Genomic DNA, 19,118 nt, shown 5'->3' with positions numbered 1-19,118 from the left:
AGATGGCCGAAACCAAGACCCGCAACGAAATACGCTTCATCCTCAACGGTGCCGACGTCGCGCTCACCGACATCGCGCCCGATGCGACCTTGCTCGACTGGCTGCGGCTCGATCGCTCGCTGCGCGGCACCAAGGAAGGCTGCGCCGAGGGCGACTGCGGCGCCTGCACGGTGCTGGTCGGCAAGCTCTCCGCCGAAGGTCTGGTCTACGAAAGCGTCAATGCCTGCATCCGCTTCATGGGCTCGCTCGATGGCACCCATGTCGTTACCGTCGAGCACCTGCGCGGTGACGGCGAGAAGCTGCACCCCGTGCAGCAAGCGGTCGTCGATTTCCACGGCTCGCAATGCGGCTTCTGCACGCCGGGCTTCGTTATGTCGCTCTATGCGCTGTGGATGAAGACGCCCAACCCCTCCGATGCGGCGATCGAAAAGGCGCTGCAGGGCAATCTCTGCCGTTGCACGGGCTACGAGGCGATCATGCGCGCGGCGCGTGCCATTTCTAGCTACGGCAAGGCGGCGAAGGACCCGCTGGCGGTGGAGCGCAATGACATCGCCGCGCGCCTGGAGGCGCTGCGCGACGGCGCCAGGGTCGAGGTCGGCTCGGCCAAGCAGCGGCTGATCGTGCCGGCCGATGTCGACGATTTCGCGGCCGCGCTCGAGAAGGAGCCGGGCGCCACCATCGTCGCCGGCTCGACCGATGTCGGCCTGTGGGTCACCAAGCATATGCGCGACATCTCGCCGGCGATCTTCATCGGCGGGCTCGATGGCCTGCGCACGATGTCCGAGGCCGACGGTGTGATCACGATCGGCGCCGGCGTCACCTACAGCGAGGCCTTCGAGACCCTGTCGAAGCGCATCCCGGCGCTGGGGCCGCTGGTCGACCGCATCGGCGGCGAGCAGGTGCGCAACATGGGCACCATCGGCGGCAACGTTGCCAACGGCTCGCCGATCGGCGACACACCGCCGCCGCTGATCGCGCTTGGCGCGCAGCTCACGCTGCGCAAGGGCAAAGCGCGCCGAACGATCCCTCTCGAAACCTTCTTCATCGCCTATGGCAAGCAGGATCGCCAGCCCGGCGAATTCGTGGAAGCCGTGCATGTGCCTGTGCCGGCAAAGGGCACGAGCTTTGCCGTCTACAAGGTCACCAAGCGCCGCGACGAGGACATCACCGCGACGCTCGGCGCCTTCCATCTGACGCTCGCCAAGGACGGCACCGTGGCCGATATTCGCATCGCCTATGGCGGCATGGCACCGACGCCGAAGCGTGCCACGGCGGTCGAGAAGGCGCTCATCGGCAAAACCTGGAGCGAGGCGACGGTGGAGGCAGCGATGGCTGAATATGCCAGCGACTTCACGCCGCTGACCGACATGCGGGCGACCGCCGAATACCGGGCCATGGCGGCGAGGAACCTGCTGCTGCGCTTCTATGTCGAGACGACAGGAACGAAGGCGCCGTTCCAGGTGTCGCGCAACGAGGCGGCCTGATGAACAAGCACGCCACTCCCAATCTCAAAGCCGAGAAGATCGTCGGCGGCGTCGCCACCGAGCAGCGGCACGATTCCGCGCACAAGCATGTCAGCGGCACCGCCGTCTATATCGACGACATGCCGGAGCCCGCCGGCACGCTGCATGTCGGCCTCGGCCTTTCCAAGGTCGCGCACGGCACCTTGAAAAGCGTCGACCTGTCGGCGGTGCGCTCAGCGCCCGGCGTCGTCGACGTGCTGACCCATGCCGACGTGCCCGGCGCGAACGACATCTCGCCGAGCAACATGCATGACGATCCGGTGCTCGCCGAAGGCAAGGTTGAGTTCTACGGCCAGCCGATCTTCGCCGTGGTCGCCAACACGCGCGAGGAGGCGCGCCGCGCGGCGCGCCTGGCAAAGATCGAATATGACGAGCTCCCGGCCGTGATCGACATCTGGGATCTCGACCCGGTCAAGGACAAGCAGGTCACGACGCCGCTGATCCTCAAGCGCGGCGATGCGGCGGCAGCGATCGCGGCAGCGCCCCGCCGCGTCAAGAACCGCATGTGGCTCGGCGGCCAGGACCATTTCTATCTCGAGGGTCAGGTTTCTCTCGCCGTGCCGGGCGAGGACGACGAGGTCATCGTCTATTGCTCGACGCAGGGGCCGAGCGAGACGCAGCACCTGGTCGCGCACGCGCTCGGCGTGCCGAGCCATGCGGTAACGGTCGAAGTGCGCCGCATGGGCGGCGGCTTCGGCGGCAAGGAGACGCAGGCTAACCAGTGCGCGGCCATCGCCGCCATCGCCGCCAAGAAGCTGAAGCGCGCGGTCAAGATCAGGCTCGATCGCGACGAGGATATGACCGCGACCGGCAAGCGGCATGATTTCGCCATCGACTACGAGGTCGGCTTCGACGACGAGGGCAACATCCTCGGCGTCGACTTCACCTACGCCTTGCGCTGCGGGTATTCCGCCGACCTGTCGGGCCCGGTCGGCGACCGCGCGCTGTTCCACTGCGACAACGCCTATTTCTATCCTGCGGTCCACGCCAAGTCGGTGCCGCTCTACACCAACACCGTCTCCAACACCGCCTTCCGCGGCTTCGGCGGCCCGCAGGGCATGGTCGGCGCCGAGCGCGTCATCGACGAGGTGGCCTTCGCGGTCGGCAAGGACCCGCTCGAAATCCGCAAGCTGAATTTCTACGACCCGATGGACGCCATCGGCGAACGCTGCTTCACGCCCTACCACCAGAGGGTCGAGGACAACATCATCCACCGCATCGTCGCGGAGCTGGAGGAGAGCTGCAACTATGCGCGGCGCCGGCGCGAGATCAGCGCGTTCAACAACAACAGCCGCTTCATCAAGCGCGGCCTGGCGATGACGCCGGTCAAGTTCGGCATCTCCTTTACCAAGACCGAAGCCAACCAGGCCGGCGCGCTGGTGCATGTCTATGCTGACGGCTCGGTGCACATGAACCATGGCGGCACCGAGATGGGGCAGGGCCTGCATCTCAAGGTGGCGCAGGTCGTCGCCGAGGAGTTCCAGATCGACCTCGACAGGGTCAAGATCACCGCCACCACCACCGCCAAGGTGCCGAACACCTCGCCGACGGCCGCGTCCTCCGGCGCTGACCTCAACGGCATGGCTGCGCAGAATGCCGCCCGCCAGATCCGCAAGCGGCTGACCGATTTCGCGGCCGAGAAATATCAAGTGCCGCTCGACCAGGTGGTGTTCCTGCCCAACCGGGTTCGCGTCGGCAACCAGGAAGTTGCCTTCAACGACCTTGTCAAGCAGGCCTATATCAGCCGCATCCAGCTTTCGGCGGCGGGCTTCTACAAGACGCCCAAGATCCACTGGGACCGCAGCAAGGGCCGGGGCCATGCCTTCTACTACTACGCCTATGGCGCGGCCTGCTCGGAAGTCTCTGTCGACACGCTGACCGGTGAATATGTCGTCGAGCGCACCGACATCCTGCATGACGCTGGCCGGTCGCTGAACCAGGCGATCGACCTCGGCCAGGTCGAGGGCGGCTTCATCCAGGGCATGGGCTGGCTGACGACGGAGGAACTCTGGTGGGACGACAGCGGTCGGCTGCGCACCCATGCGCCGTCGACTTACAAGATCCCGCTCGCTTCCGACCGGCCGAAGATATTCAACGTCAAGCTAACCGACTGGTCGTCGGCCTATGAGCCGACCATCCATCGCTCCAAGGCGGTCGGCGAGCCGCCGCTGCCGCACGGCATGTCGGTGCTGCATGCGCTGTCCGACGCGGTGGCGAGCGTCGCCGATCACAAGATCTGCCCGCGGCTCGACGCCCCGGCGACGCCGGAACGGGTGCTGATGGCGATCGAAAGGCTGAGGCGGGAAGCCGCAAAGCCGGCCTGAACGGGCCAAAACGTGCAATTCGGGCCGAAAAACCCTATATTTCGGCAGCGTATGACCCCGAAAACGGCATCGATTTTCGGAAAGGATCATGCGCCAAACAGGCAAAATGCAGACGATGAACGCGAACGTGCAAAGCTTGAAGGCGTTTCTCGGCCAGGCCGGCCGGGTCGCGCTGGTAGAGGTTGCGGCCACGAAAGGCTCCACGCCGCGCGAGGCCGGAGCCTTCATGCTCGTCTCGGCATCGGCGATTTTCGGCACCATCGGCGGCGGCCAGCTCGAATATATGGCCATCGACAAGGCGCGGCAGCTTATCTCCCCCTCCGAGGGGGAGATGGCCGCGAAGCGGCCAGAGGGGGTCGGCGGAGGCAGCGCGCGACCTAAAATTATGTCGAGCGCTGCCGCGGCGACCCCACCTGGCGGCTCCGCCGCCACCCTCCCCGCAAGGGGGAGGGATACAAGCGCCACGCTCGATGTTCCGCTCGGTCCCGAGATCGGCCAGTGCTGCGGCGGCAGGGTCGAGGTGCTGATCCGTCCAGTCGATGCAACGCTTGAACAGGAACTGATCGCCAAGGCCGAGGCCGAGGAGGCGCATCTGCCGCATGTCTATGTCTTCGGCGGCGGCCATGTCGGCCAGGCGCTGGCCGCTGCGCTGGCGCTGCTGCCCATCCATGTCGTCGTCGTCGAGACACGGGCGGACGCGCTGGAAGGCATGCCGGAGACGGTCGAGACGAGATTGACGGCGATGCCCGAAAGCGTCGTTCGCGACGCGCCTGCCGGATCGGCCTTCGCCATCCTCACCCACGACCACGCGCTCGATTTCCTGATCGTCGCCGAGGCGCTGAAACGCGATGACGCCGCCTATGTCGGCATGATCGGTTCGAAGACCAAGAAGGCGACGTTCAAGAACTGGTTCCTGAAGTTGGCCGAGGGCAGCGAAGCGCAGTTCGGCCAGCTCGTCACGCCGATCGGCGGCAACGCCGTGAAGGACAAGCGCCCGCCGGTGATTGCCGCGCTTGCCGCTGCCGAGATCATGACCGCTCTGGCATCGCACTCAGCCCGGGCGTCGGCTTCGAACACGCCCGAAAAGGCGATGGCCGGCTGATTGCGCCGGCGATCCGCAAGGCGAAGAACAAGTCCTCTATGCCGGGAGATATGACCGCCACTCACAGCTGCTCCTCGCTTTCTTCGTTTCCCAAAGCGGCCCGGAACGTGTTTTCTGCGCGCCTGACGAACACGGGGCGAGCGAAATGGACGTTTTGCGCATAGCGGCATTTTCGGACGGGAACGCCGGCGGCAACCCGGCCGGCGTGGTGATCGCTGAAGCCTTGCCCGACGTCGCCGACATGCAACGCGTGGCCGCCGAGGTAGGCTTCTCCGAAACCGTCTTCGCTGCGCCCGAGAGCGATGGCTGGCGCGTCCGCTATTTTTCGCCGGAATCGGAAGTGCCGTTCTGCGGCCACGCCACCATCGCACTGGGCGCGGCGCTCGTCAGACAGTTCGGCGACGGCTTTTTCAAACTGGCTCTCAACCAGGCCAACATCACTGTCGAAGGATTCCGCGACGGCGCCAACTTCGCCGCCGCCCTGCAATCGCCGCCGACACGCAGCCGGCTGGCTTCGGCCGAACTGGCCGGCGAGACACTGGCCATGTTCGGTTATCAGCCGGGCGATCTCGATCCGGCCATCCCGCCGGCGCTGATCCATGGCGGCGCTGATCACCTCGTGCTGGCGCTGAAGTCGCGCGAGGCGCTTGCCGCGATGGTTTATGATTTCAAGCAGGGCCAGGCCTTGATGCGGCGCGAAGGGCTGGTCACGATCCTGCTTGCCTGTGCCGAGACGCCGCGTCTATTCCACACCCGCAATCCGTTCGCTTCCGGCGGCGTCTACGAGGATCCGGCGACGGGCGCCGCGACCGCGGCCTTTGCCGGCTATCTGCGCGACATCGCCTGGCCGCATGGCGGCTCGATCGACATCGCCCAAGGCGAGGACATGGGCATGCGCTCGCAGCTCCACGCCGACATTCCGCCAGCGCCCGGCAGCTCGATCAGGGTATCCGGAACGGCCCGCCTGATGGACGCAGGCTGAAGTCTTTCAAAAAGGCCGCTTCAGGCCGAGATGGTCACGCAGCGTGCGGCCTTCATAGTCCTTGCGGAACAGGCCGCGCCGCTGCAGCTCCGGAATGACCAGGGTCGCGAAGGCGACCAATTCGCCAGGAAACCAAGACGGCATCACGTTGAAGCCGTCCGCCGCGCCGCCCTCGAACCGCGCCTGCAATTCGTCGGCGATCTGCTTGGCGGTGCCGACGACGCGCCAATGGCCGCGCGCGCCGGCAAAGTACCGCGCGAGCTCGCGGATCGAGAGACCGTCGCGGCGCGCCTGCTCGACGACCAGCGCCTGCCGGCTTTTCATCCCTTCGCTTTCCGGCAGCTCGGGCAGCGGTCCGTCGATCGGATAGCGCCGGAGGTCGGAGATGCTGAGATAGCTGGAGAGCAACGCGACGCCGACATCGTCGGGGATCAGCTCCTGCAGCGCCTCGTATTTTGCCTGAGCCTCGGCTTTCGTTGCCGCAACGATGGGTGACACGCCGGGCATGATCTTCACATCGTCCGGCTGGCGTCCATAGGCCTCCAAGCGTCCTTTGAGATCGTCATAAAAAGCCTTGGCCTCCTCGAAAGCCTGCGCCGCCGAGAACACGACATCAGCCGTTCGCGCGGCCAGATCCTTGCCGTCGTCGGAGGCGCCGGCCTGCACCATCACCGGCGCGCCTTGCGGCGAAGGCGGTATGTCGAGCGGGTCACGCAGCGAAAAGCTCCGGCCGTCATGGCCGGACGCCTTGCGGTGCCACAGGCCGGTGATGACGGTCGCGAATTCGCGGGCGCGTTCGTAGCGGTCGGCATGCGGCCTGAGACCCGTCGAGCCGAAATTCGCGGCTTCGATAGGGCTGGCAGACGTGACGAGGTTCCAGCCGGCGCGGCCGCCGCTCAGATTGTCGAGCGAGGCGAAGGCGCGGGCCAGGCCGTAGGGCTCGTTGTAGCTCGTCGAGGCGGTCGAGACGAGGCCGATGCGCTCGGTCTGAGCGGCGAGGGCTGAAAGCAGGCTGATCGGCTCGAAGCCGATCGAGCGCGAGGTCTGGCTGGCGATTTGGACATCGGCCTCGCGCAGGCCGGCGGCGTCCTCGCAGAAGACCATGTCGAACTTCGCCACTTCCGCCGTCCGCGCCAGCTCGATGTAGTGGCCGATGTCGATGCCGGCTCTCACATGCGCGTCCGCATGGCGCCAGGCGGCGATGTGGTGGCCGGTCGCCCACAGGAACAGGCCGAGCTTCATCTGGCGCGTGCTCATTTTGCGCCTCCCGCGCCGAGACCGAGATGGTCGCGCAGCGTCGCCCCGCCATAGGCGGATCGGGCCAGGCCGCTACGGCGAAGTTCCGGCAGGACGCGATCGGCGAAGTCATCGATCGCGGAAAGGTCAGCCGGCAAAGCAAAGGTGAGGCCGTCACACCCTTGCGGGGCCAGCCAGTCGTCCAGCCTCTCGAAGGTGAGCTCAGGTCCTGCAGGGATGGCCGCCAGCACCTTCACCGCATTCGGTCGGCGTCCTGCGGCCCGTGCCCGGCGCCTCAGATCGTCGCAAGCAACATTTGCAACTTCCGGCGATTGCTCATCGAGCAGGATCGCATCGGCAACGCGGGCGGCGAAATCGAGGTCGGCCTCTGCTAGGCCGGACAAGACCAGCACCGGCGTATCCTGCCGCGATCGGGCGACGTTGAGCGGTCCGCGCACCGAGAAGAACTCGCCCTTGTGGTCGAGCAGGTGCATCTTTTCGGGATCGTGGTACCGGCCCCCGTCCTTGTCGAACAGCAAAGCGTCGGCGTCCCAGCCACGCCACAGGCTCTGCACGATGCCGATGAACTCTTCCGCGCGGCGGCGAAAATCGTCCTCGGCAATGCCACCCGGTCGGCTGAAATTCACCGCGTCGCGCGGATTCTGCCTCATTGTCGCGTTCCAGCCAATGCGGCCGCGGCTGATGATGTCGAGCGAGGCGAAACGGCGCGCCAGGTTGTAGGGCTGGTGCGCGAGCGTCGATGCGCTGGCGACGAGTCCGATGCTTTCGGTCACCGTCGCCAGCGCCGCCAGAAGCGTGGTCGCCTCGAAGGGGCTGCTCGATCGCTCGTCCGTTGCATCGGAGATGACGACCATATCGATCCCGGCCTCCTCCGCCTTCCGCACGAAGCCGGCGATCTCAACAAATGTCAGGCCGGCCTGCCCGGTGGCGGAAGCAATGTTGAGCGAAACGGCGCGATGCATGACGCTGCTGTCCATTCGGCTGCCCTGAAAATCGGGCAGCCGTTCTGGCCACCAACCTAGGCCCGCTTTCGCGCAAGACAACGGGATCAAGTGGGCCACAAGGCCGTCACGTGCCGGCCAGTCATCGCCTACCTTGAGGCAGAAGTCTTGACGGGCCGGAGTAGCGTTGACGGGCCGCATACCTTGGCAATTGGCTGAAACGCCCATCACGTCGTCATCCTGGGGCGAAGCAAGGAGCGTAGCGACGCGGCGCAGACCCCAGGATCCATGCCGTTACATCGAAGCTCCGCCAGCGGTGCAGAATTCTGCTCTGCTGCATTCCTCGGCTGAGGTCACGGCATGGCCTTGGGTCTTCGCTCCACTTCGCGTCGCTACGCCCAAGGATGACGACATTGGGGAGGCTTCGACCAATCCCCAATCTGTGCAACACCATTGGCCCCTACTTGCCGGCAAGAATGTCCTTGATCAGCCGCTGGCAGCGATCGGCCATGAAGTCGAGCAGCAGGCGCACCTTCGGGTCCTGCAGCTTCTTGTGCGGATAGACTGCGGCGAACTGCACCGGCGTCGGCGGCGTCTTGGCCAGGATGACTTTCAGCCGCCGGTCGCGGATGAACGGCTCGACCTCGAAGCGCGGCTTGTTGATGATGCCGCGCCCCGACAGCGCCCAGCCGGTCAGCACATCGCCGTCGTCGGTATCGTAAGGGCCGTGCACCTCGAGCTTCTGCACGCCGGTCGGCGTCTGCAGCGTCCAGACGAATTCGCGCGCGCCGGCATAGCGCAGCATCAGGCAGTCGTGCTTCTTGCCGATCAGCTCCTGCGGCTCGGCCGGCTCGCCGCGCGCTTCCAGATATTTCGGCGCCGCCACCAGCACGCGCTCGCATTCCATGATGCCGCGCATTCTCAGGCTGGAATCCTCGATGATGCCGAGCCGGAAAGCGACATCGATGCCTTCCTTCATGATGTCGACATTGTGGTCGGAGAGCCTGAGCCGCACCTCGATATCTGGATATTTGTCGTGGAAGTCCGGAATGCCCGAGGCGATCAGCCGCCGGCCGAGGCCGAGCGGCGCCGTCACCCTGATCGTCCCGCGCGGCTGGCCGGAGAGCGCGGCGACAGCGGCTTCCGCTTCTGTGATCGCGTCCAGCACCTGCTTGGCGCCGGTGTAGAACACCGTGCCGTGCTCGGTCGGCATCAACTGCCTCGTGGTGCGGTTGAACAGCCGCACGCCAAGATGCTTCTCCAATTCCTTGATGCGGTTCGAGGCCACCGCCGGCGAAATGCGCATGTCGCGGCCGGCCGCCGACAGATTGCCGAGCTCGACGACGCGAACGAAGACGGCGATGTTGTCGAGATAGGCCATGCGGCGTTCGTGGCTCTCGGGCAGCTCAATATACCAAGCCTAGTATTTTCCATTTTTTTTTGAAAGTCATCGCGCACCTCGCCTCTTTTCGTTTGCGCTCCAGACCGTAAAGTCGCCTGATCGGCAGGGACGATTTCCCAGGGGCGACTCGATGACGGATTTTGCGATTTTCTGGGACTGGCTGAGCTTCGCCGTTCGCTGGCTGCATGTCATCACCGGCATCGCCTGGATCGGCTCGTCTTTCTATTTCGTCGCCCTCGATCTCGGGCTGCGGCAGCGTCCCGGCCTGCCCGCCGGCGCCTTCGGTGAGGAATGGCAGGTGCATGGCGGCGGCTTCTACCACATCCAGAAATATCTGGTGGCGCCGGCCGAAATGCCGGAACACCTGACATGGTTCAAATGGGAGTCTTACGCCACCTGGCTGTCGGGCTTCGCCATGCTCTGCGTGGTATACTACGCCGGTGCCGATCTGTTTCTGATCGATCCCAACGTGCTCAACATCTCGGTGCCGGTCGGCATCCTGCTGTCGCTGGCCACCATCGGCGTCGGCTGGATCGTCTACGACCTGCTCTGCCGCTCGCCGCTGGGAAAAAGCGACACCGGGCTGATGCTTGTGCTCTACTGCGTGCTGGTGTTCATCGCCTGGGGGCTCACCCACCTCTTCACCGGGCGCGCCGCCTTCCTGCATCTCGGCGCCATCACCGCCACGATCATGTCGGCCAATGTCTTCATGGTCATCATCCCCAACCAGAAGATCGTCGTCGCCGACCTGATCGCCGGCCGCAAGCCGGACCCGAAATACGGCAAGATCGCCAAGCAGCGCTCGCTGCACAACAACTACCTGACCTTGCCGGTCCTGTTTCTGATGCTGTCGAACCATTACCCGCTGGCCTTCGGCACCGAGTTCAACTGGGTCATCGCCTCGCTGGTCTTCATCATCGGCGTGCTGATCCGGCACTATTTCAACACGGTGCATGCCCGCAAGGGCAACCCGACCTGGACCTGGCTCGGCGCCGCCGTGCTGTTCATGATCATCATCTGGCTATCGACCGTGCCGAAGGTTTTGACTGGTGAGCCGAAGACCTCAGCCGCTTCCGCCGCGGCCCAGGTCTATATGGCCTCGGCGCATTTCCCGGCCGTGCGCGACACCGTGCTCGGCCGCTGCTCGATGTGCCATGCCGAGGAGCCCGTCTATGAAGGCATCTACCATGCGCCCAAGGACGTGCTGCTCGACACCGACCAGCGCATCGCCGAGCATGCCCGCGAAATCTACCTGCAGGCCGGCCGCGCCCATGCCATGCCGCCCGCCAACGTCACCCAGATAACCGACCAGGAACGGGCCCTTTTGGCGGCCTGGTTCGAAGGCGCCGGAAAGTAAGCATGACAACAAAACTCCTGCGCGGTCGCACGCTGTCCTTCCTGCACTGGCCCGAAGCGATCGACGACCATTCCGCCTGGCGTTACGTGGAGGATGGCGGGCTGCTGCTCGATGACGGCAAGATCGTTGCTGCCGGTCCCTATGCCGAGGTCGCAAAGCGCGCGGGCGCCGGTGTCGAGACGATCGATCATCGCCCACACCTCATCCTGCCCGGCTTCATCGACGCGCATGTGCACTTCCCGCAGATGCAGATCATCGCCTCCTACGGCGCCGAGTTGCTCGACTGGCTTAACAAATACACTTTTCCCGAGGAAACGAAGTTCCAGAACGCCCAGCACGGCCGCCGCATCGCCCGCCTCTTCCTCGACGAGATGGTGCGTCACGGCACGACGACCGTTGCTGCATATTGCTCGGTGCACAAGGCATCGGCGGAAGCCTTCTTCGCCGAGTCGCATGACCGCAACATGCTCAACATCGCCGGCAAGGTGATGATGGACCGCAACGCGCCCGAAGGCGTGCTCGACACGCCGCAGACCGGCTATGACGACAGCAAGGCGCTGATTGCCGAATGGCACGGCAAGGGCCGCCAGCTCTATGCCATCACGCCGCGCTTCGCCATCACCTCCTCGCCCGAGCAGCTGGAGATGGCCGGCGCGCTCTGCCGGGAACATTCCGATCTCCACATGCAGACGCATCTGTCGGAAAACCACGCCGAGATCGCCTTCACGCAGGAGCTCTATCCCTGGTCGCGCGACTACACCGACATCTATGAGCATTACGGTTTGCTTGGCAGCAAGAGCCTGTTCGGCCACTGCATTCACCTTTCCGAACGCGAGGCGGATGCACTTGCCGAGTCGGGCTCGGTGGCGGTGTTCTGCCCGACCTCCAATCTGTTCCTCGGCTCCGGCCTGTTCGACTACCAGCGCTACCGCCAGCGCGAAAAGCCGCTCAGGATCGCGGCAGCCACCGATGTCGGCGGCGGCACCAACTATTCGATGCTGCGCACCATGGACGAAGGCTACAAGGTCATTGCGCTGAATGGCGAGAAGTTGAACCCCTTCCAGTCTTTTTGGCAATTGACGCGCGGCAACGCCGAGGCGCTTTCGGTCGCCGACAAGGTCGGCACGCTGGACGAAGGCACTGATGCCGACATCGTCGTGCTCGACGCCCACGCCACGCCGGCGATGCGGCTGAGGATGGAGACGGCGGAAACGCTGGCGGAGGAGCTCTTCCTGCTGCAGACGCTGGGCGACGATCGCGCCGTGCGCGAGGTCTATGTGTCGGGCCGGCCGGCCAAGAGCGTCATCACGGCATAACATCATTTATGTGCTACCCGCTTGACCCCGCGTCAGCCATCCGCCAAAGCGTGCGTCGACGCTGACAGGGGAACGCCATGGCTATCGCCGACGACATCGCTCTGATCAAGAAACAGGAGGCCACGCTCGTCTTCCCGGCCTTCGACGAGGCCGTCGCCTTCGAGATCGGTTCGGCGATCAGGAACCGGGCGCTGAAGGAAAATCTTCCGATCATCGTCGACATCAGGACCTTCGACCGGCCGCTGTTCTATGCCGCGATGCCGGGCTCGAATGCCTCCAATCCTGACTGGGCGCGGCGCAAGATCAACGTGGTGAAGCGGTTCCTCAAGAGCACCTACCGCATGGTGCTGGAGCAGCAGCGGCCCGACCGCACCTTCAAGGTCGGCGAAGGTCTGGACATTGCCGACTATGTGCTCGCCGGCGGCGGCTTTCCCGTCACCGTGACGGGCGCCGGCGTGATCGGCGTCATCGCCGTCTCCGGCCTGCCGGAGCGCGAGGACCATGGTGTCGTGGTCGATGCGCTGTGCGCGCATCTGGGCGCCGACCGGAGACAACTGGCGCTGCCGCCGGAAGCAAAATGACCGATCCGAAAACCTTCCTCGCAGCGATCTTCAACGCCGCCGTCGCTGCCGCCGATCCGGAAAAGACGATCCGCAATCATTTGCCGGCAAGGCCGAAGGGGCGCACCATCGTCATCGGCGCCGGCAAAGGCTCGGCGCAGATGGCCGCGGCCTTCGAGAAGGTCTGGGACGGTCCAATCGAAGGACTGGTCGTCACCCGCTACGGCTATGGCGCCAAATGCGAGCGCATCGAGATCATCGAAGCGGCGCATCCGGTGCCGGATGCGGCTGGCCTCGAGGCCTCGCGCCGGCTGCTGGAGAAGGTGCGTGGCCTTACCGCCGACGATCTGGTCGTGGCGCTGATCTCCGGCGGCGGCTCGGCGCTACTGCCGTCGCCCGCTCCCGGCCTGACTTTAGCCGACGAGATCGCCGTCAACGAGGCGCTGCTTGCCTCCGGCGCGCCGATCGCGGCGATGAACACCATCCGCAAGCACCTCTCTACCATCAAGGGCGGGCGCCTGGCCGCCGCCGCCCATCCGGCCAGGGTCGTGTCGCTGGTCGTCTCCGACATCCCCGGCGACAATCCGGCGCTGGTTGCTTCCGGTCCAACCGTTCCCGACAACGGCAGCCGCGCGGATGCACTGGCGTCGATCGCCGCCTACGGCATGAAGCTGCCGGATGCGGTCATGGCGCATATCAATTCGTCCGCCGCGAACGCGCCGCGCACCGACGATCCGCGTTTTGCCGGCAACGAAGTGCATCTCATCGCCTCGGCCGGCGTCTCGCTGGAAGCGGCGGCCGCCGAAGCCAGGCGGCAAGGCGTCGAGGCCGCGATCCTCTCCGATTCCATCGAAGGCGAGGCGCGTGAGGTCGGCGGCGTCCACGCCGCGATCGCCCGCCAGGTGGCGACGCGCAACCGTCCCTTCAAGAAGCCGGTGCTGATCCTGTCCGGCGGCGAGACGACGGTGACGCTGCGGGCAAAAGGCAAGGGCGGCCGCAACTCGGAGTTCCTGCTCGCTTTCGCCATAGGCATCGATGGTGTCGAGGGTATTCATGCGTTAGCCGCCGACACCGACGGCATCGATGGCTCCGAGAACAATGCCGGCGCCTTCGCTGACGGCACGACGGTGGCGCGCATGCGGGCCGCAGGTGTCGATGCCAAGGCCATGCTTGCCAGCAACAATGCTTGGACTGCGTTCAATTCCGTGGATGACCTCTTCGTTCCTGGCCCGACCGGGACTAACGTGAACGACCTCAGGGCGATTTTGATCAGAAGCGCAGCCTAAGCAGCCATCAGCTGCTTGACCTTCCTCATATCCTTGAGAAAACGCCCGCGCTCGGCGTCCTTGTCAGCCGGCTCGCGGATGCGCAGGATAAGCGAGGGGTGTATCGTGATGAAGACGCGGAGCCCGTCGTCGCGCTCGATCACCTCGCCACGCATCTTCAGCACCGGCACCGCCTTGCCGAGGAGCGCCTGCGCCGCCGTCGCGCCGAGCGCCACGGCAACGTGGGGCTTGATCAGGTCGAGCTCCTTGTCCAGCCACCAGCGGCAGGCCTGGATCTCGCCGGCATTCGGCTTGGAATGGATGCGTCGCTTGCCGCGCGGCTCGAACTTGAAATGCTTGACGGCGTTGGTGACGTAGGTTTTCCGACGCTCGATGTCAGCATCGTCCAGCGTGGCGTCGAGGATCCTTCCCGCTGGACCGACAAATGGCTTGCCGGCCAGATCCTCCTGGTCGCCGGGCTGCTCGCCGACGAAGACGACCTCGGCGCTCTCAGGCCCTTCGCCGAACACGGTTTGCGTGGCATTGCGCCAGAGCTGGCAGCGGCGGCAGCCTTTTGCCGCCTCGCGCGCCTCGCCGATGGAGCTGGCATCTCTCCCTGCAGTCAGATCTGACTCAGGCGCAGGGACGCGCCCGGTTGGACGCCTCGCTTCACGCTGCAAGGCCGTTGTTGACGGTGTTGTTGCCATCGTTCTGTCTCAGCCCGCTTTCAGATTTGAAATGGGCGAGCCCGGCGATGGTTCCCGATCCTCACACCTCGTGCAAATAGAGGTGGTAGTCCAGCTCGCTGACGGTGCGCGCGACGCGCAGATATTCCGCCTGCTTGATCGCCACGAAGGTCCGGTGCAGGTCGGGACCGAGCGCCGACTTCAGGAAACCGGAAGCCCTGGCCGCTTCGATCGCGGCGCGCCAGTCGACCGGCATGGTGGATGCTTCCGCTGCCTGCTCGTAACCATTGCCGGTCGTTTCCGGTCCGGGGTCCAGCCCCTCGTCCAGCCCTTTGACGATGCCGGCCAGCACCGTCGCCGCCACCAGATAGGGATTGGCGTCGACACCGGACGGCCGGTGCTCGATGCGGCGGTTCTTGGCGTCGCCCGCCGGCACGCGCAGCGCCACCGACCGGTTGTTGACGCCCCAGGTCGGCGCCACCGGCGCATAGGACTGAGAGACGAAGCGCCGCCACGAATTGGCATGCGGCGCAAACACCAGCATCGATTCCGCCATGGTGCCGACCAGGCCGCCAAGCGCGTTGAGCAGCTTTGGCGACCATTTCTCGCCGGCGGCTTCGGTAAACACGTTTCGGCCGGCATCGTCCTGCAGCGAGACGTGGAAATGCATGCCTGACCCCGCATAGGTCTCGATCGGCTTGGCCATGAAGCAGGCGGTGACGCCGTGCCGGCGCGCCTGTGCCCTGACCAGCCGTTTCAGCATGACCAGGTCGTCCGCCGCCCGCATCACATCCTTACGGTAGTTGAGCGTCAGCTCGTATTGACCGGGCGCATATTCCGAAATGACCGTCTCGGCTGGAATGCCTTGCGCCCTGGCGGCGGCGTAGATGTCGGAAAACAGCGGCTCCATGCCGTGCAGGTGGTCGACCGAATAGACCTCCGTCTTGGCCGAGCGGCGGCCGTCGAGCACGGCGCGTGCCGGCTGCACCTTGCCGTCCGCATCGCGCTCGTTGGCAATGAGAAAAAATTCCAGCTCGAAGGCCCCTGCCGGATGCAGGCCGCGCTCCGCCAGCAGTTCCACCTGCCTGGCCAGCACCAGCCGCGGATCGGACGACATCGGCTGCCCGTCGAGGTGATACATCGACATCAGCACCTGGCCGCGCGGCGGCTTGGTGCCGTGGAGCGGCACCAAGGTGCCGGGGATCGGCCACGCCCTGAGGTCGCCGTCGCCGGTGTCCCAGATCAGCCCGGTCTCGTGAACGTCCTCGCCGGTGATGTCGAGGCCGAGGATCGAGATCGGCATATGACGGCCGTTCTCGAAAATGCCCATCAGCTCGTGCCGGCGCACGATCTTGCCGCGGCCGATGCCGTTGGCATCGGTGAGCACGACGTCAAAGGCCTCGATATCGGGGTGGGCATCGAGAAACGCCTTCGCCTCGACGGGTTTCGAGCCTGAAGGGGAGGTCGCAACTGTGCTCGGATTGTCCATGGTCGCCAATCTTCCAACTGCTTGTCTCATGCCGTAAGTCTGGCTGCAACCGCGCCGAAAGCGGTGATCAGCCGGCTCACTTGCGCCGCTGTCGTCACCGGCGAGATCAGCATCATATTGTGAAACGGCGCGATCAGCACGCCGCGATTGACCAGCGCGACATGGATGGCGGCTTCCAGTTCCGGCGCATGCGCCGTCTCCGCCTCGCCGCCATTCTTGAGTGGACCGGGCGCGCAGATGAACTCGACACGGGCGCCGACCCGCGCGACATGCCAGGGCAGCTTGTACCGGTCGATGACGGCGCTCAGCCCGGCGTCGAGGCGGCGCGCCAGCCGGTCCATATGGGTATAGGCCTCCTCGGTCATCACCTCTTCCAGCGCCGCGCGCATCGCCGCGAACTGCAGAGGATTGGCCGACAGCGTCGTGCCCATGCCGGAATGGCCGGGCTCCTTCGTCCGATTATAGGCGCCATAGCGGGTGGCGACCTCTTCGCTCATCCCCCAGATGCTGGCCGGCACGCCGCCCGCCACCGGCTTGCCGAGCACGAACAGGTCCGGCTCCAGCCCGTATTGGCGTGTGTAGCCGCCGGGGCCCGTGGAGATGGTATGCGTCTCGTCGATCAAAAGCAGCGTACCGGCCGCACGCGTCAGGCGGCGCAGCGCGTCGTGGAAGTCGGGCTCTGGCAGCACCATGCAGGAATTGGTCAGCACTGGTTCGGTGATGACGCAGGCGACATCGCGCTCGCCAAGCGCCGCTTCCAGAGCCGCGACATCGTTGAACTCGACGATCTTCGTTGCCCGCGTCAGATCCCGGAATTCGCCGGCCAGCCCCGGCCGGTTGACCGATCTGCCGTCGATCAGCCGCACCATCGTCTCGTCGACCGAGCCGTGATAGCAGCCGTTGAAGACCAGGATCTTCTCGCGGCCGGTCACCGCGCGGGCGACGCGCAGCGCGAAGCGGTTGGCGTCGGTGGCGGTGGTGGCGATCTGCCAGTAGGGCAGGCCGAAGCGCTGCTGCAAGAGCGGGCCGATGGCCAGCGCATCCTCGCTGGGCAGCATGTAGGTCAGGCCGCGCCCGGCGTGCCGGCGGATCGCGCGGGCGACCGCCGGCGGCGAATGGCCGAGCATCGAGCCGGTGTCGCCGAGGCAGAAATCGTCGAGCTTGTTGCCGTCGATGTCGGTGATGGTGGCGCCCTTCGCGCCGTCGACGAGGATCGGAAACGGCGTCGGCCAGTCGGTCATCCAGTGCATCGGCACGCCGCCGAGGAAGCCGGCGATGCCGTTGCCGACCTTCGCCTCGGATTTCGGCCGTGCCCTGCGGAAGGCAGCAGCTTCCGCCTCGCGCAATTCGGCGATGCGAGCGGCAGCGATGCCGCCGATGGAAATCTGGTCGATTAAATGCATGAAGGCCCCTCGTTCTCGCGCGGCAATGTGCCAACCGGTTGGCAAAACCGCAATTGGCCGGGCAGTAGGGCAGTAGGGCAGTAGGGCAGTAGGGCAGTAGGGCAGTAGGGCAGTAGGGCAGTAGGGCAGTAGGGCAGTAGGGCAGTAGGGCAGTAGGGCAGTAGGGCAGTAGGGCAGTCGTTCAACTGCTGCTTCCTACTCCCTTACTCCCTACTCCCTTATTCCCCTAGACGTCATGTTCCGAGGCGGAGAACGGTGGCCCGCCCTTTCGTGCGATTAAAAGACGAGGGTTGCTCGGATGGGCCGAGCCGATCCTCACGCACGGAGGGCGAGCCATGGGAGAGTATAGCGAAGCATTTGTCGCGTTTGATGTAGCCAAGAAGAAGCACGCGGTTGCGATCGCGGAGGGCGGCCGCACCGGCGAGGTCCGGTTCGTCGGCGAGGTCGAGAATAGTCCGGCGGCGATAGAGCGGACGATCAAGAAGCTGGGAAAGAAGTATGATCGACTGCACGTCTGCTTCGAGGCTGGGCCGACGGGTTATGGGTTGTGCCGGCAGGTCCGCGATCTTGGTCACGACTGCATGGTGGTTGCGCCGGCCCTGATCCCGAAGTGGCCGGGCGAGCGCGTCAAGACCAACCGGCGGGACGCGGTCACGCTGGCGCGACTGCATCGGGCGGGCGAACTGATCGGGGTGTGGGTGCCGGACGAAGTCCACGAGGCTGTCCGCGATTTGGTCCGGGCCCGCGAAGCCGCAGCCGACGACCTGCGCCGCAAACGCCAGCAGCTACTTTCCTTCCTCCTGCGCCATGGGCGGATCTACGAGAACGGCGGTCATTGGACATTGGCGCACCGGCGCTGGCTTGCCCGCCAGAGCTTCGAGCATACCGCGCAGCAGATCGTGTTCCAGGAGAAGATCGACGCGATCGAGGACGCGGCTCAGCGACTACACCGCCTGGATGAGCGGTTGCGCGCCGTCGTGCCAACCTGGTCCATGGCGCGGGTCGTCGAGGTCTATCAGGCCATGCGCGGCGCCTCGTTCCTGGTCGCGGTGATATTTGCGGCCGAGATTGGGGATGTGCGTCGCTTCGATACGCCGCCGCAGTTGATGGCCTTTCTCGGCCTTGTCCCGGGGGAGCGCTCGACCGGTGACACGGTTCGCCGGTCGAGCCTTACGCTCGCCGGCAATCGACGCGCCCGCCGCGCCCTGGTGGAAGCGGCATGGACTTACCGCTATCCTGCCAGGGTCAGTGAGATGACCCTGAGGGTGCGGCTCGAGGGGCTGCCCAAGGCTGTCCGCGATATTGCCTGGAAGGGGCAGGTCCGGCTCTGCGCCCGCTATCGTCGCCTCAGCGCCGCCGGCAAGAAGCCGCCGGTGGTCGTGGCTGCGATCGCACGCGAGATGGCCGCCTTCTTGTGGGCCATCGGCCGGGAGGTCGCGCCGTCATAGCCGGTCTCGGCCCAACCCGCTGCACAGTGTTGGGGGGTGGGGCCACGGTGGGGAACTCCCGTC

The 19,118-nt window shown here is 65.5% G+C and carries 15 protein-coding genes; 9 read left to right on the top strand and 6 right to left on the bottom strand.

Annotated features, from left to right (window positions below; translation table 11 throughout):
• Positions 1 to 2 precede the first annotated feature (2 nt).
• From xdhA to EH240_RS07805, 4 genes are all read left to right on the top strand, one after another.
• On the top strand, positions 3 to 1,484 hold the full coding sequence (gene xdhA / locus EH240_RS07820; RefSeq protein ID WP_124996884.1) for a xanthine dehydrogenase small subunit: 1,482 nt from the start codon (positions 3 to 5) through the stop codon (positions 1,482 to 1,484).
• On the top strand, positions 1,484 to 3,847 hold the full coding sequence (gene xdhB / locus EH240_RS07815; RefSeq protein WP_124996882.1) for a xanthine dehydrogenase molybdopterin binding subunit: 2,364 nt from the start codon (positions 1,484 to 1,486) through the stop codon (positions 3,845 to 3,847). Before xdhA ends, xdhB begins: the two co-directional genes overlap by 1 nt.
• Before the next feature lie 115 nt (positions 3,848 to 3,962).
• Complete coding sequence (gene xdhC / locus EH240_RS07810) at positions 3,963 to 4,949, top strand: xanthine dehydrogenase accessory protein XdhC (RefSeq protein WP_124997168.1); 987 nt, start codon at positions 3,963 to 3,965, stop codon at positions 4,947 to 4,949.
• 145 nt (positions 4,950 to 5,094) lie between these two features.
• On the top strand, positions 5,095 to 5,931 hold the full coding sequence (locus tag EH240_RS07805; RefSeq protein ID WP_124996880.1) for a PhzF family phenazine biosynthesis protein: 837 nt from the start codon (positions 5,095 to 5,097) through the stop codon (positions 5,929 to 5,931).
• Positions 5,932 to 5,937: 6 nt separating this feature from the next.
• Here EH240_RS07805 and EH240_RS07800 read toward each other — a convergent pair whose 3' ends face one another.
• The 3 genes from EH240_RS07800 to EH240_RS07790 all read right to left on the bottom strand — a co-directional run bounded on the left by EH240_RS07800 (position 5,938) and on the right by EH240_RS07790 (position 9,510).
• Positions 5,938 to 7,188, bottom strand: a complete 1,251-nt coding sequence (locus EH240_RS07800; protein WP_124996878.1) for an LLM class flavin-dependent oxidoreductase — start codon at positions 7,186 to 7,188, stop codon at positions 5,938 to 5,940.
• Positions 7,185 to 8,165 carry an LLM class flavin-dependent oxidoreductase gene (locus EH240_RS07795; protein WP_245435860.1) on the bottom strand — a complete coding sequence of 327 codons (981 nt, stop codon included), beginning with the start codon at positions 8,163 to 8,165 and terminating at the stop codon, positions 7,185 to 7,187. Before EH240_RS07795 ends, EH240_RS07800 begins: the two co-directional genes overlap by 4 nt.
• 424 nt (positions 8,166 to 8,589) lie before the next feature.
• Positions 8,590 to 9,510: a LysR family transcriptional regulator gene (locus EH240_RS07790; protein WP_124996876.1), complete on the bottom strand. Its 921-nt coding sequence runs from the start codon at positions 9,508 to 9,510 to the stop codon at positions 8,590 to 8,592.
• 151 nt (positions 9,511 to 9,661) lie between these two features.
• Between EH240_RS07790 and EH240_RS07785 the strand changes: the two genes are divergently transcribed.
• The 4 genes from EH240_RS07785 (at position 9,662) to EH240_RS07770 (ending at position 14,050) form a co-directional block, all read left to right on the top strand.
• Positions 9,662 to 10,888 (top strand): urate hydroxylase PuuD, encoded by a 1,227-nt coding sequence (locus EH240_RS07785; RefSeq protein WP_124996874.1) that lies wholly within the window; start codon positions 9,662 to 9,664, stop codon positions 10,886 to 10,888.
• A gap of 2 nt (positions 10,889 to 10,890) precedes the next feature.
• Positions 10,891 to 12,204 (top strand): guanine deaminase, encoded by a 1,314-nt coding sequence (gene guaD / locus EH240_RS07780; RefSeq protein ID WP_124996872.1) that lies wholly within the window; start codon positions 10,891 to 10,893, stop codon positions 12,202 to 12,204.
• A gap of 77 nt (positions 12,205 to 12,281) precedes the next feature.
• Positions 12,282 to 12,785, top strand: coding sequence for a heme-degrading domain-containing protein (locus EH240_RS07775; protein WP_124996870.1), 504 nt, complete (start codon positions 12,282 to 12,284; stop codon positions 12,783 to 12,785).
• The gene (locus EH240_RS07770; protein ID WP_124996868.1) at positions 12,782 to 14,050 is read left to right on the top strand and encodes a glycerate kinase type-2 family protein; all 1,269 of its coding nucleotides are present in this window, start codon (positions 12,782 to 12,784) and stop codon (positions 14,048 to 14,050) included. The genes EH240_RS07775 and EH240_RS07770 overlap by 4 nt, the downstream gene beginning before the upstream one ends.
• Here EH240_RS07770 and EH240_RS07765 read toward each other — a convergent pair.
• The 3 genes from EH240_RS07765 to EH240_RS07755 form a co-directional block, all read right to left on the bottom strand.
• Positions 14,047 to 14,736 carry a UdgX family uracil-DNA binding protein gene (locus EH240_RS07765; protein ID WP_124996866.1) on the bottom strand — a complete coding sequence of 230 codons (690 nt, stop codon included), beginning with the start codon at positions 14,734 to 14,736 and terminating at the stop codon, positions 14,047 to 14,049. The two genes, EH240_RS07770 and EH240_RS07765, sit on opposite strands and share 4 nt — an antisense overlap.
• A 61-nt stretch (positions 14,737 to 14,797) precedes the next feature.
• Positions 14,798 to 16,204 carry a glutamine synthetase family protein gene (locus tag EH240_RS07760; protein ID WP_124996864.1) on the bottom strand — a complete coding sequence of 469 codons (1,407 nt, stop codon included), beginning with the start codon at positions 16,202 to 16,204 and terminating at the stop codon, positions 14,798 to 14,800.
• Between the two features lie 26 nt (positions 16,205 to 16,230).
• The gene (locus EH240_RS07755) at positions 16,231 to 17,607 is read right to left on the bottom strand and encodes an aspartate aminotransferase family protein (protein ID WP_124996862.1); all 1,377 of its coding nucleotides are present in this window, start codon (positions 17,605 to 17,607) and stop codon (positions 16,231 to 16,233) included.
• A gap of 335 nt (positions 17,608 to 17,942) precedes the next feature.
• On the opposite strand from EH240_RS07755, the gene EH240_RS07750 reads away from it, so the two are divergent.
• A complete protein-coding gene (locus tag EH240_RS07750; RefSeq protein WP_124996860.1) occupies positions 17,943 to 19,055 on the top strand; it encodes an IS110 family RNA-guided transposase in 1,113 nt (370 codons plus the stop codon).
• Positions 19,056 to 19,118 lie beyond the last annotated feature (63 nt).

This window comes from Mesorhizobium tamadayense (assembly GCF_003863365.1).
GTDB classification, from domain to species: Bacteria; Pseudomonadota; Alphaproteobacteria; order Rhizobiales; family Rhizobiaceae; genus Mesorhizobium; species Mesorhizobium tamadayense.
The sequence above is the reverse complement of the archived record's forward strand: the minus strand, read 5'-3'. Positions and strand labels throughout refer to the sequence as shown.